The organism is Tessaracoccus sp. MC1679, from assembly GCF_014164775.1.
Taxonomy (GTDB): Bacteria; Actinomycetota; Actinomycetes; order Propionibacteriales; family Propionibacteriaceae; genus Arachnia.
The window spans coordinates 99,757-112,514 of record NZ_JACJGB010000006.1 but is presented as its reverse complement, the minus strand read 5'-3'; the positions used below and the strand labels follow the sequence as shown (position 1 = coordinate 112,514).

The following is a 12,758-nucleotide window of genomic DNA, read 5'->3' as shown; positions in this document are numbered from 1 at the left end:
CGTCGACATGTCCGCAGGACATGTACGAATTGAGGCCAAGAATGTACATGTCTGAGTGACATGATGATTACCGTCAGGACGCGAGGAGGGCTGCGACCGTCCGTCCGAGCGGATCGTCCACAGGCAGGGGCGGGGCCGGGCCCAGGAGCTCGTCGGCGAGGGCGCCGTCGGGCAGTCCGGCGTGGAGGGGCCAGGCCCATTCGCCGTCGGTCTCGATGAGCCGGACACCCGGCAGCTCCAGCCACGCCGCGATCCGCTCCGCCTCCTCCACGCTGCCCGCCGGCAGTCCGCCGCGGGGCGCGAGGACCGTCTCCGCCGTTGCCATGGCCCCTTCGGCGGCGGCGCGGGCGCGGGCTGAGGGCGCCGTCGTGGCGGCGGCGAGCTTGCCGTAGCGGATGACGTGGATGTCCCAACCCGCCGCCGACGGGATGGCCGCCACCAGCTGCCGGCACAGCGCCAGGGAACGGAGGCGGTGGAAGCGGATGGACGTGCGGTAGTAGGCCGTCAGGCGGTCCGAGATGGTGCCCGCTTCCTCGAAGCGCTCCTGCGCCACCAGCTTGCGCATCCGCACCCGGACGCTCCGCAGCACCGGGCGGACGTCGCCCAGCCAGCTGCTGGACACGGCCTGGGCGATGGCCGGGTACTGGGCGGCGCCGTCGCCCAGCTCGCAGGGCGCCACGCAGCGGCCCATCTCCGCCAGCGCGCAGGAGGCGGAGGCCTTCTTGGGGGAGAGGCGCGTGGTGCAGCGGCGTAGGCGGAAGGCGTCGTAGAGGGTGAGGGCCGCCTCGTCCGCGGCGTCGCGGGATCGGAAGGGGCCGAAGTAGGTGCCCTCCTGCTTGACCTGCGTGACGATCGACAGCCGCGGGAACGCCTCGTCGGTGAGCTTCAGCCAGCTCACCTTCCGCTGGTTCTTGGAGCGACGGTTGTAGCGCGGGGCCAGCGACTCGATCATCCGCAGCTCCCGCACCTCCGCCTCCAGGTCCGTGGCGCATTTCACGAACTCCACCCCGGAGGCCACCCGCACCATCTCGTGGATGCGGCCGCGCTTCTCCGCCGCGGAGAAGTAGGAGCGGACTCGACGGCGCAGGTTGGTGGACTTGCCGACGTAGAGGATCTCGCGCTTCTTCTCGCCGTCGGGGGTGACGGAATCTGTGTAGAAGAAGTAGACGCCGGCGCACTCGGGGGCGTTGGTGGCCCAGGTGCGCTTGGCGCGCCGGTCCGGGGAGACCTGGAGCGCGAACTCGGTGAGGTCCTCCAGGGTGTGGACGCCGAGGTTGCCCACCCGCTCCAGCAGGCCGTGGAGGACGTCGACGGTGGCGCGCGCGTCGCTGAGAGCTCGGTGGTTGGGCTCGGTGCCGGCGCGGAAGAAGCGGGCGAGGGTGGCCAGCTTGCAGTTGGGTACCTCGTCACGCAGGAGGGCGGTGCGGGCCAGGGCGACGGTGTCGACGACGGTGGGGCGCGGCCAGGCGAGACCGAGCTGCTCGTAGCCGCGCTTGAGGAAGCCGGTGTCGAAGCGGGCGTTGTGCGCCACGATCACCGCGCCCGCGGCGAACTCCGCGAAGGCGGGCAGCACCTGCGACGGTGGGGGAGCGGTGGCCACCATCTGGTTGGTGATGCCCGTGAGCACCTGGATCATGGCGGGGATAGGGGTGGAGGGGCGGACGAGGGTCTGGAACTCGCCGATCACCTGGCCTCCGCGCACCTTCACCGCGCCCACCTCGGTGATCTCGGAGTCCGCCGCGCCGCCGGTCGTCTCGAGGTCCACCACGACGAACGTGACCTGCGAGAGGTGGACTCCGAGGTCCTCGAACGAGGGTTGGGCGGCGGAGATCTCGGGCATGGGATCACGGTAGGGGCAGGGTCTGACAGAAACTGTCGGAGGGGTGGGCAAGGGTGGCGTCATGGCTACCTTGCATGTTGACTGCACCACCTGCACCGTGCGCGGAGACGCGTGCGCGGACTGCGTGATCTCCGTCCTCCTCGGCCCGCCCGGCGTGGGCCTCGAGGACTCCGAACAACGGGCGCTCACCGTCCTGGCCGACGCCGGGCTGGTCCCACCGCTGCGGTTGAGCCACCCGGACGACGACATACGCCATCAGGCAATGTGAGTCTGACAAGGCCTCCAGGCGGGCACGTCCGACGGGGGACACTAACTTCCGTAAACATTTTGAGAAAAGCCTGAGGGCGCTTAAGATTCTCTCAGACTTGCCCAACGCTTGGAGTTACACGTGAACCGAGTCCGACTCGCCCTGACCGGGATCGTCGCTGCCGCCCTCGTCGCCACCATGGGCGTCGCCGCCCAGGCTGACCCCGCCGCTGTGGAGAAGGCCCGCGAAGAGCTGGCCCGCATCCAGCAGGAGTCGTCGGCCATCGATCAGGAGCTGATCGAGGCCAGCGAGCGCGCCCAGCAGGCCGAGGCCAAGCTCAAGACCATCGCCGCTGACCTGCAGACGCAGGAGGCGAAGGTGTCGACGCTCGCAGACGAGATGGGCGACGTCGCCACCCTCCAGATGCGCCACGACTCCTTCAGCGTCACCGCGCAGCTGCTCACCAGCGGCTCCTCGGACAACTTCCTCAGCGGGCTCGCCACCTACCAGAGCGAGCTAGACCGCTCCAACGCAGGCGTGCAGCAGCTCCAGCTGGACCAGGCCAAGCTCACCACCCTCCGCGAAGACGCGGCCGCCACCGAGGCCACCGTCAAGAAGGAACTCGCGGCCAAGACCGTGCTCGCCGAGGAGTTCGAAGCCAAGGAGGCCGAGGCCCAGCGCGTCTACGACCGCCTCTCGGAGGAGGAGCGCCAGCGCCTCGCCGCCATCGAGGCCGAGCGTCAGGCCCGCGCCGCAGCCGAGCAGGCCGCGGCCGAGGCACGCGCCGCGGAAGCAGCCACCACCAGCCGATCGCGTGAGACCACCGCGTCGTCGGCGCCGAAGGCAGAGACCCAGACGGCTCCCGTGACCGCCGCGTCGTCGTCGCGCGTCCAGGGTGCCATCAACGCGGCCCTCGCCAAGGTGGGCAGCGCCTACGTGTGGGGCACCTCCGGACCCAACACCTTCGACTGCTCCGGCCTCACCAGCTACGCCTACCGCCAGGTCGGCATCACGCTGAGCCGCTCGTCGAGGACGCAGTATTCGAGCGAGGGACGCAAGGTGTCGCTGTCGGAGATCCAGCCCGGCGACCTCGTCTTCTACTACAGCCCCGTCAGCCACGTTGCGCTGTACATCGGCAACGGCAAGATCGTCCACGCGGCCAACCCGCGCAGCGGCGTCAACGTCACGAGCCTGCACTCGATGCCCATCACGGGCGTGCGCCGCGTCGTCGGCTGAGCATTGCTTCTGTGAGAAGGCCGCCGGATTCGGCGGCCTTCTTCCACTCCCGCGTCAGTGGACGCTGGTGATGAACCGCCGCGACTCCGCGACAATCAGGTCCGCGTCGTAGTCCAGCGTCGCCACGTGGAAGCTCCGCTGCAACGAGGCGAAGCGAACGTCGCGCACCTCGCGCTTGATGATCTCCGAGCTCAGATCGTCGACGACGTGGTCCTGCGGGGAGCGCATCAACAGCACCGGCGCGTCAATGCGCCGCAGCCCCGAGCGGGCCTCCCTCCACAGATCCATCATCGTGCCCAGGCTGGCCACAGCGAACTTTGGGTAGGCCGGCTCCACCACACCCGGCTGCGCGATGTCCGAAGCGATCCCCTTCTGGGGCGGCAGCACGTGCCGCAGCCGTGACGCCACCGGGTAACGCGGATCCCGCGACGCGATCGCCGGATTGACCAGCAGCACCCCCGCGACGGTGTGCCGCGCGGCCAGATGCAGCGCCAGCGCCCCGCCCATCGACAAACCTGCCACGAACACCCGCTTCTGCTCGCCCGCCAGCTCCAGATAGGCGTCCTCGACGGCGCCGAACCAGTCCCACCAGCGCATCCGCGCCATGTCCTGCCACGACGTGCCGTGCCCGGGCAGTCTCGGCGCGACCACGCGCACCCCCGGGTACTCCTCGGCGGGGGCGGCGAGGGCCTCCGCCCACGGGCGGATGGACGCCACCGAGCCGGTGAAGCCGTGGCACATCACCACGCCGATGTCGCCGTCGCCGAGATGGAGGGGCCGGGCCTCGGGCCAGACGGGCGTCGCGGCGGGGCGGGAGAACGGCGTCGAGAAGAACATGGATCGAGGATAGGCCCGATGCGGATCGCCCGGGGTTGGGTCGCGGGTGGCTGGGTGGCTGGGTGGCGGACGCATGCCTAACCGACGGACGCCAGCCTTACAGATGGACGCCAGCGTTACAGCCGGACGCCAGCGTTACAGCCGGACGCCAGCCTTAGAGATGGACGCCAGCGTTACAGCCGGACGCCAGCGTTTGTGAGGGTGTGGTGAGCGCCTGCCCTACCGACGGACGCCTGCCTAGGTGACGGACGCCTGCGTTAGTGAGGCGTGGTAAGCGTGACGCCTGCGCAAATTCTTGGCGCCTGTTCTGTAGCGCAGGCGGCCGGAGTTACCGCTGGCGTCGTCGCCCGCAAGGCTGGCGTCCGTCAGTACGGCAGGCGTCCGTGCCCAGGGCAGGCGTCGGTAAGTAAGGCTGGCGTCGATCTGTAGGGCAGGCGCGATGGGGTGGCGAGCGTGACGCCAGCGCTAGTTTCTGGCGCCTGTTCTGTAGCGCTGGCGGCCAGAGTTACCGCTGGCGTCGTCGCCCACAAGGCAGGCGTTCGTCAGTAGGGCAGGCGTCGGTCCCCAAGGCAGGCGTCGGTCCCCAAGGCAGGCGTCGGTCCCCAAGGCAGGCGCGGACAGCGGCAGGCAGCCAACCGCGGTGCGGCGCCGGGCCCGTCAGGGACCGGATCAGCGGCCGAGCGCTGCCATAGACTGCCACCCATGTGGTACCGCTTCTTCAAGACCCTCCTCGCCCGCCCCCTCGTCAAGTACGGCTACGGGGCCAAGGTCATCGGGGCCGAGAACTTCCCGCGCACCGGCGGTGCCATCCTCGCCAGCAACCACATCGGCGCCTTGGACTCCCTCGTCGTCCCCGCCATGATGCCGCGACCCCTCACGTTCCCCGCCAAAGCCGAACTCTTCGTCGGCCAGGGCGGGCTCGGAGCCAAGGCCATGGCCTGGTTCCTCACCGTGGTGGGCATGGTGCCGATGGACCGCAGCGGCGGCCGGGCCAGCGCCGACGCGCTCGGCGCCATCTCCGACGTGCTGGCCCAGGGCCGCGTCGTCGCCATCTACCCGGAGGGCACCCGCTCGCCCGACGGCCGCCTCTACAAGGGCAAGACCGGCATGGCGCGGATCGCGCTCCAGAACGACGTGCCCGTCATCCCCGTCGGCGTCATCGGCACCAAATCCCACAAGGGCCCCCTCGGCATCCCGTGGGCGAAGCGTCCCGTCGTCATCATCGGCAAGCCGCTCGACTTCTCCGAGTTCCGGCACACGCCGGGCAACACGAAGGTCCTCCGCTGGGTCACCGACGAGGTCCTGGCCGCCATCCAGCAGCTCACCGGGCAGGAGTACGCGGACGTCTACGCCGCCCGCGTCAAGCACGGCGACCTCGAAGTCCCCGGCTCCGACGCCTACCTCCTCCCGCGCCCCGGCGGCGGGCCCAAGCCCCAGGTGGAGGCCAGGGAGCCGGGTGAGTGACCGGCCCCGGCCGCCGTCGACCCTGGGCCGGCCGCCCGTGGGGACCCACGGATTCCGCGACCCCTCAGACCTCCTCGGCCGCGTCTACGGCGTCGCGGTGGTGGCCAGATCCCTCCTCGGACTGCATGCCGTCTTCGTCAACCTCTTCTATGTGGTGCACTACACGGACCGGCCGGTGGGCGTCGTCGCCGCCACCGTCGCGCTGATCGCCTGGCACTGCTTCATCTCGTGGCGGATGCGCACCCCCGCGCACCGAACCTGGCAGGCGCATGTGGCGGACCTCGGCGTGACGGTCGCGCTCATCCTCACCACCCTGCTCACGGTGCCGCCCGGCGGGGCGCCGCTGTCGCTGGCCGGCTACTGGATCAGCGGCTGCGCCGCCTACGCCGCCATCTTCCTCGGCACCCGGTGGGGCGTCGGGTTCGCGCTGGTGACCTCCGCGGCGCTGCTGGGGGCGCCGTCGCACTTCGAGCTGCAACGTCTGGGGGCGTCGTTCGTGACGGTGGTCCTCATCGCCTGCCTCGGGGTGCTCATCGAGCAGTTCCGCGCCACCCTCGTCGAACAGGAACAAGAACGCGCCCGCTCCGCCGCGCTCGCCGAAAGGCAGCGACTCTCACGCATCGTCCACGACGGCGCCCTCCAGGTGCTGGCGCTCGTGGAGCGGGAGGGGCCGTCGCTCGGGGGTCGCGGGGTGCGGCTGGCGGCCCTGGCCCGCGAGTCCGAGGCCCAGCTGCGGGTGCTCCTCCAGGACCGCGAATACGCCCCCGTCCAGCACACCGAACGCGTGGACCTCGCCGCCGCCCTTGACCGATACCACTCGGGCAACGTCACCGTCTCGACGATGGCCAGCGGCGTCACCGTGCCGCGCGGCCTCGCCGAGGAGGTGGAGGCGGCCCTCACCGAGATCCTCACCAACGTCACCTCCCACGCCGGCGCGGATGCCCAGGCCTGGATCCTGCTGGATCAGGAACGAGACGACGAAGTGATCCTCTGGGTCCGCGACAATGGAGTCGGCATGACCCCGGAGCAGGTGGTTCAGGCCGCCGAGTCCGGCCGGATGGGCATCAAGGATTCGATCGTGGGGCGGATGGCGGCCCTCGGCGGGTCCGCGATGCTCAAGACCTCACCGGGCGCCGGGACGGAATGGGAGCTGCGGTTCCCCATCGATGGCAAGGCAGGGAGCAGCAGTGACGCACACGCCTGAGGTCCACGAGCGTCGACGCGTGATGCTCGTCGACGACCACCCCATGTGGATCGACGCCCTCAGCGAGGACCTCACCGAGGTGGGATTCGAGATTGTCGCGGTGGCCAAGAGCGGCGTCGAATGCGTCGCACGGGCGCGGGCCGCGAAGCCGGAAATCGTGGTGATGGACCTCAAGATCCCCGAGCCCGACGGCGCCACCTGCATCGAGCTGTTGCTGCGCGAGTTCCCGGACCTGCAGGTGCTGGTGATCTCCGCGTCGGGGGAGCGCGACGACGTGCTGCGGGCCATGAAGGCCGGCGCGAAGGGATATCTGGTGAAGTCGGCGTCGAAGGAGGAGTTGATCGACGGGGTGCGTCGGACCGCGGCGGGCGACGCGGTGTTCACGCCCGGGCTGGCCGGGCTGGTGCTGGGGGAGTTCCGCCGCATGGTCAACGTGGCGCGGGCGCTCAACGAGGAGAGCCCGGGGCTGACGTCGCGGGAGATCGAGGTGCTTCGGCGGGTGGCGAAGGGGATGGCGTACCGGGAGATCGCCGACGAGCTGTTCGTGTCGCACCGGACTGTGCAGAACCACGTGCACAACGTGTTGCGGAAGTTGCAGCTGCACAACCGGGTTGAGTTGACGCTGTACGCGATCGATCAGGGGTGGCACGACCCCTCGGCCTGAGTCCCCGCACCCCCCGCTCGTTGAGCCGCGCAAAGCAGCGGAGCTGCGCAGCGCGCGTCGAAACGCCGTGACGAGTCCACCGTCGGTCCACCGTCGGTTCCCGGGGCGGGGGGTCTACGGGCGGTGCAGTAACCTACGCACCATGTCGAGCATCATCTCCCGGGAAGAACTACGCGCGCTGCCGATGGTCCAGCAGCCGTCGTACCCGGACCAGGCCGCCCTGGACAAGACCATCGACGCACTCGAGTCGCTGCCCCCACTGGTGTTCGCCGGCGAGTGCGACGACCTCCGCGCCAAGTTGGCCGACGTCGCCGACGGGCGCGCGTTCCTCCTGCAGGGCGGCGACTGCGCCGAAACCTTCGACGCCGTCACCGCGCAGAACATCAAGTCCAAGCTGCTGGTCCAGCTCTCGATGGCCGTGGTCATGACCTACGCCGCGCAGGTCCCCGTCGTCAAGGTGGGCCGCATCGCCGGCCAGTACGCCAAGCCGCGCTCCAACAACATGGAGACCCGCGGAGACGTGTCGCTGCCCGCCTACCGCGGCGACGCCATCAACGGCTTCGACTTCACCCCCGAGGATCGCGCCCACGACCCGGGCCGCCTCCTGCAGGTCTACAACTCCTCGGCCGCCACCCTCAACCTGGTGCGCGCCTTCGTCAAGGGCGGCTTCGCCGACCTCCGCGGCGTGCACACCTGGAACGGGCAGTTCGTCCGCGACTCCGCCGTCGAGGCCGAATACGAGGAGCTCGCCTCCGAGATCGACCGCGCGCTCGCCTTCATGGTGGCCTGCGGCGTCCACGATTCGGCCCTCAACACCGTCGACTTCTACGCCTCCCACGAGGCGCTGCTGCTCGAGTACGAGCGCGCGTTGACCCGCGTCGACTCCCGCTCGCAGGAGCTCTACACCTGCTCCGGCCACATGCTGTGGATCGGGGAACGCACCCGGCAGCTCGACGGCGCCCACGTGGAGCTGCTGCGCCGCGTGCAGAACCCGCTCGGCATCAAGCTCGGCCCCACCACCACCGCCGAACAGGCCATCGCGCTCGCGGACCGGCTGGACCCGCACCGCGTCCCCGGACGCATCACCTTCATCACCCGGATGGGCGCGAAGAAGGTCCGCGACGTCCTGCCCGGCGTCATCAAGGGCGTCGAGGCCACGGGCCGCAAGGTGGCGTGGGTGTGCGACCCGATGCACGGCAACACCTTCGAGGCCGCCAACGGCTACAAGACGCGCTCCTTCACCGACGTCGTCGACGAGGTCAACGGCTTCTTCGACGTCCACGAGGAGCTCGGCACCTGGCCCGGCGGCCTGCACGTGGAGCTCACCGGCGACGACGTCACCGAGTGCGTCGGCGGCGTGATGAACCTCATGGAGGAGGACCTCGCCAACCGCTACGAGACGGTGTGCGACCCCCGCCTCAACCGCAACCAGTCGCTGGAGCTGGCGTTCACCGTCGCCCAACGGCTGCGCTCCGGACGGCTGAAGCGGGTGAACCCGGTCCAGGAATACATGGCGAGGGAGCTGTGATCGACCTCCGTTCGGACACCGTCACCCGGCCCAGCGCCGGCATGCTGGCCGCGATGGTCGAGGCCCCCGTCGGCGACGACGTGTACGGCGAGGACCCGAGTGTCGCGGCGCTGGAGCAGCGCGTGGCCGGGCTGTTCGGCAAGGAGGCGGGGCTGTTCTGCGCCACCGGATCGCTGTCCAACCTGCTCGGCATCTGGCTGCACACCGAGCCCGGCCGCGAGGTGCTGTGCGACGCGTACGCGCACATCGCGCGCGCCGAGATGGGCGCGCACGGCGCCCTGCACGGGGTGACGATGCGAACGTGGGTCTCGACGTCGGGGCGGTTGGTGGCCGACGACGCCCTCAGCCTGGTGGCCGTGAACTGTCGGCCGTACCTGGTGGAGACCGCCTGTGTCGCGGTGGAGGACACCCACAACTTCGGCGGCGGCACCGTGCAGTCCTTCGCCGAGCTCAGCGCCCTCAGCGAGGGAGCGCGGGGCTTCGGTGTCGCCACGCACCTCGACGGGGCCCGGTTGGGCAATGCTGTCGCGGTGACGGGCCGGGCGTTGAGCGACTACGGGTCCTTGTTCGACACCGTCTCCTTCTGCTTGTCCAAGGGGCTCGGCGCCCCCGTCGGAAGCGTCCTCGTGGGGACGGCCGACGAGATGGCGCGGGCCCGCGTGCAGCGCAAGCGGCTGGGCGCCGGGTGGCGTCAGGCAGGGCTGCTGGCGGCCGCGGGGCTGTTTGCGATCGAGCACAACATGGATCGGATCGTCGATGACCACCGGGCGGCGTCGACGCTGGCCAGGGCCATCAACGAGGCGTGCCCGGGCGCGGTCGACGAGGCCTCGGTGGAGACAAACATCGTGCTGATCCCGGTGGCCGGGGCCCCTGCGGTGGCTGCGCGGCTGGCCGAGCAGGGGGTGAAGGTCAGCGTGCTCGGGCCGTCGTCGCTGCGGGCCGTGACGCACATGGATGTCACTGAGGAGGAGTGTCGCGGGGCGGGCGCCCTCATCGGCGCCGCGCTGGCCGCGGCGACGGCCTGACTGCGGCGTCGATCTGCCTGCGGCGTCGGCCTGTCTGCGGCGTCGGCCTGACTGCGGCGTCGGCCTGTCTGCGGCGTCGGCCTAGCTGCGGCGCCGGCCTGACCCCCCTCTCCTCGGCGGTGGACCGGGGGGCGTTGAGCAAATGGCAGGGTTCGCGGAGAGCCTCCCGCGTGAACTGAGCGTGGTCCGCACCGCGAACCCTGCCATTTGCTCAAACCCTCCCCCCACCCAGGCCACGTCGCCCCCCCCGCTCCCGCAGCAGAGGCGGTGGGTCAGGCGTCGTAGGCCAGCTCTGGGATGGGCCGCGGCCAGGCGCCGAGCTGCCGCCACACGAAGTCGGGGACGCGGGCGAAGAAGCCGTGCAGGAACCTGGACGCGGCGTCGATGTCCTCCGGCTCCCAACTCCCGCCGCCACCCACCATGATCCGGTCCCCGGAGATCGCGAACTTCGGCGCGTTTCCAGCCATCAGGTACTCCATCTGGCGCTGATGCATCACGTCAGAGGCGAACCGCGGCGCGGGGGTGCGCACCTTGTAGCGCCGGTTGAAGTCCTCCCACTCGAACTTCTGCGACGGCCCCAGCAACTCCCAGTTCACCGACAGGTCCTGGAACGGGAACGTGGTGCGGAACTCGCACAGCTCCTCGCTGTGATGGCGGGTCTCGGTGTGGGTGCGGCCCTGGGCGTCGGTGCGCGTGTGGGTGGTCTCCCACTCGTGGCGCAGGCGGAGGAAGGGGAGCCCGTCGTTGTCGGAGAAGATGATGTCGTGGGCCTGGTGGTTGCGGCCGCCACCGGAGTGGTCGAGGAGCTGCAGGTACGAGTCGTCGCGGGGGACGTAGGTCCAGTCCGGGCGGCCGTAGAAGCTGAGCGACGGCGGGGGCAGCGGGGCCTTGAATGTCGCGGCGGGGGAGGCGAGGATCCGGGCGCGTGTCGCGGCGAGCTGCTCGACGGCCGCGGCCAGCCCGTCGGCCTCCTTCGGCGCGTCGACGAGGACCAGGTGCTCGCCGTCGACGGTGACCCGGTACGGCCCGGTCAGCGCCGGGGCGGCGGCCTCGACGAGGGCCTCCGCGTAGGCCGGATCACCGGCGGCGGCTGTGAGCTCGCCGAGCACCATCGTCTGCCCGGGGAGGCTCAGCTTCGGCGCGGGGCCGTGGAACACCTCGGCGGGGAGGAGGGAGCGGCCCAGCGGCACGGTCACGACGTAGCCGCCCGACTTCCACTGCGAGCACTTGTAGCGGAACGCGGAGAACTGGGTCCCGTCGGAGGCACGGCCGATGATCTGATCGTCGACAGAGCGCTTGAACCCCATCCCGAACGGCGGCACGTTGAGTCCGTACGCGATGGCGATCGACGGGGACGTGACGAAGGTCCAGCCGCGCTCAGTGAGCTCCTTGACGTACAGATGCCGCCGGATGCCCCACACGGCGCCCGCAGCGGCGGCCAGCGCGACGACGGCGAACAGGATCCAGACGATCTCGGACATGGGGGATTGTTCCTTTCTCGTTCCCTGAGGAAGGTCCGCCCGCGGAGCGGCGTGGACCTGTCTCTATCTCTTCGCTCCCTGAGGAAGGTCCGCCCGCGGAGCGGCGAGGACCTGTCTCGAAGGGTCGTGGCCCGAACCTACACATACTCGAGGAGCATCTGGACCGGGGGTGGGCCTGCAACTTGCTATCCATAGAGCGGCATCTGCGTATATCCACAGAAGCCGCTCTATGGATAGCAAGTTGCAGAGGGGCAACGGTCAGCGGATGGACGCGACCTCAGGAATCGTCGAGGGGCGACGGGGGAGGACCGCGAGCAGCAGCGCGGCCATGACGAGCGACCCGCCCACCGCCATCGTCACCGTGAAGGGCTCGAACCCGAAGCCCACCGCGAACACCGCCGCCCACAGCGGCTCGGTACACATGATCACCGCCGCGGGGGTGGCCGCGACCTGGCTCTGCCCCCAACTCTGCAGCAGCAACGCCACCGCCCCGCAGACGATCCCCAGGTACAGCAACTGGGCCCACGTCACCGCATCCGTCGGCAGCGGCTCGCGCAGCGACGCCCAGATCACCAGGCTCGCCACCGCGCCGGACCCTGCCTGGGCGAGGGTTAGCTGGATGACGTTGCGCCTGGTCACGTGCCGGCCGAGCAGCACGATGTGAACGGCATAGATGGCGGCGCTCAGCAGGGTGAGCGCGGCGCCGACGGCGAAGTTGCTCGAGCCGCCGTCATGCCCCAGCGCCAGCACCGAGATCCCCGCGACAGTCAAGCCCACCGCCACCCAGGTGGCCGCCGGCTGCCGTTGGCGGAGGAACACTGCCGTGATCAGTGCGGTGAACACCACGTAGGTGGCCGTGAGGAATCCGGTGGTCGACGGCGCGATCAGCTGCAGGCCCAGCGTCTGCGTGGCCAACCCGGCCAGAAGCAGCAACCCGAGCCCCGCCCCGGTGGCCGCCTCCCGCAGCGGCATCCGCAACCGGTGCGGGAACATCAGCGCGAGCGTGATCCCGGTGAGGATCAGCCGCAGGGAGACGACGCCGAGCGGGGAGAGGGTGGCGAACGCGCTCTTGGTGACCACGACGGTGGACCCCCACGCGACGGCGGCCACCAGCAGCGCGGCGACGGGCAGACAGGCGCCGCGGGGGTAGGTCACCGGGACACGCTAGCGCGTGCCTGTCGTTCGACGGGCTCCGAGCGTGGTCGACGGGTGCCTTGGCGGCGCCTGCGGTT

At 70.3% G+C, this 12,758-nt stretch carries 11 protein-coding genes; 7 read left to right on the top strand and 4 right to left on the bottom strand.

Annotated elements, in window-relative coordinates; all coding sequences use genetic code 11:
* Positions 1-73: 73 nt before the first annotated feature.
* Entirely contained in the window at positions 74-1,840 is a 1,767-nt protein-coding gene (locus H5398_RS11145) for a DEDD exonuclease domain-containing protein (RefSeq protein WP_182800050.1), read from the bottom strand.
* Between the two features lie 61 nt (positions 1,841-1,901).
* Here H5398_RS11145 and H5398_RS11140 point away from each other — a divergent pair, with 61 nt between their 5' ends.
* Positions 1,902-2,108, top strand: a complete 207-nt coding sequence (locus H5398_RS11140) for a hypothetical protein (RefSeq protein ID WP_182782579.1) — start codon at positions 1,902-1,904, stop codon at positions 2,106-2,108.
* Positions 2,109-2,228: 120 nt separating this feature from the next.
* Positions 2,229-3,323 carry a C40 family peptidase gene (locus H5398_RS11135; RefSeq protein ID WP_182800049.1) on the top strand — a complete coding sequence of 365 codons (1,095 nt, stop codon included), beginning with the start codon at positions 2,229-2,231 and terminating at the stop codon, positions 3,321-3,323.
* Between the two features lie 54 nt (positions 3,324-3,377).
* Here H5398_RS11135 and H5398_RS11130 read toward each other — a convergent pair whose 3' ends face one another.
* Positions 3,378-4,160, bottom strand: a complete 783-nt coding sequence (locus H5398_RS11130; RefSeq protein ID WP_182800048.1) for a carboxylesterase — start codon at positions 4,158-4,160, stop codon at positions 3,378-3,380.
* Positions 4,161-4,862: 702 nt separating this feature from the next.
* Here H5398_RS11130 and H5398_RS11125 point away from each other — a divergent pair.
* From H5398_RS11125 to H5398_RS11105, 5 genes are all read left to right on the top strand, one after another.
* Positions 4,863-5,624, top strand: coding sequence for a 1-acyl-sn-glycerol-3-phosphate acyltransferase (locus tag H5398_RS11125; protein ID WP_182800047.1), 762 nt, complete (start codon positions 4,863-4,865; stop codon positions 5,622-5,624).
* Entirely contained in the window at positions 5,617-6,828 is a 1,212-nt protein-coding gene (locus H5398_RS11120) for a sensor histidine kinase (protein ID WP_182800046.1), read from the top strand. The genes H5398_RS11125 and H5398_RS11120 overlap by 8 nt, the downstream gene beginning before the upstream one ends.
* Before the next feature lie 22 nt (positions 6,829-6,850).
* Positions 6,851-7,492, top strand: a complete 642-nt coding sequence (locus H5398_RS11115; RefSeq protein ID WP_182782631.1) for a response regulator transcription factor — start codon at positions 6,851-6,853, stop codon at positions 7,490-7,492.
* Positions 7,493-7,634: 142 nt separating this feature from the next.
* Complete coding sequence (locus H5398_RS11110; protein WP_182800045.1) at positions 7,635-9,020, top strand: class II 3-deoxy-7-phosphoheptulonate synthase; 1,386 nt, start codon at positions 7,635-7,637, stop codon at positions 9,018-9,020.
* Entirely contained in the window at positions 9,017-10,045 is a 1,029-nt protein-coding gene (locus tag H5398_RS11105) for a GntG family PLP-dependent aldolase (protein WP_182800044.1), read from the top strand. The genes H5398_RS11110 and H5398_RS11105 overlap by 4 nt, the downstream gene beginning before the upstream one ends.
* 272 nt (positions 10,046-10,317) lie before the next feature.
* Here H5398_RS11105 and H5398_RS11100 read toward each other — a convergent pair whose 3' ends face one another.
* The gene (locus H5398_RS11100; protein ID WP_182800043.1) at positions 10,318-11,526 is read right to left on the bottom strand and encodes a hypothetical protein; all 1,209 of its coding nucleotides are present in this window, start codon (positions 11,524-11,526) and stop codon (positions 10,318-10,320) included.
* 258 nt (positions 11,527-11,784) lie between these two features.
* Positions 11,785-12,681 (bottom strand): DMT family transporter, encoded by an 897-nt coding sequence (locus H5398_RS11095; protein ID WP_182800042.1) that lies wholly within the window; start codon positions 12,679-12,681, stop codon positions 11,785-11,787.
* Positions 12,682-12,758: the final 77 nt, after the last annotated feature.

Excerpts from the sequence above, each read along its gene's own strand:
- H5398_RS11145 (WP_182800050.1), bottom strand. The coding sequence starts at position 1,840 with ATGCCCGAGATCTCCGCCGCCCAACCCTCGTTCGAGGACCTCGGAGTC.
- H5398_RS11140 (WP_182782579.1), top strand. The coding sequence starts at position 1,902 with ATGGCTACCTTGCATGTTGACTGCACCACCTGCACCGTGCGCGGAGAC.
- H5398_RS11130 (WP_182800048.1), bottom strand. The coding sequence starts at position 4,160 with ATGTTCTTCTCGACGCCGTTCTCCCGCCCCGCCGCGACGCCCGTCTGG.
- H5398_RS11125 (WP_182800047.1), top strand. The coding sequence starts at position 4,863 with ATGTGGTACCGCTTCTTCAAGACCCTCCTCGCCCGCCCCCTCGTCAAG.
- H5398_RS11115 (WP_182782631.1), top strand. The coding sequence starts at position 6,851 with ATGCTCGTCGACGACCACCCCATGTGGATCGACGCCCTCAGCGAGGAC.
- H5398_RS11110 (WP_182800045.1), top strand. The coding sequence starts at position 7,635 with ATGTCGAGCATCATCTCCCGGGAAGAACTACGCGCGCTGCCGATGGTC.
- H5398_RS11100 (WP_182800043.1), bottom strand. The coding sequence starts at position 11,526 with ATGTCCGAGATCGTCTGGATCCTGTTCGCCGTCGTCGCGCTGGCCGCC.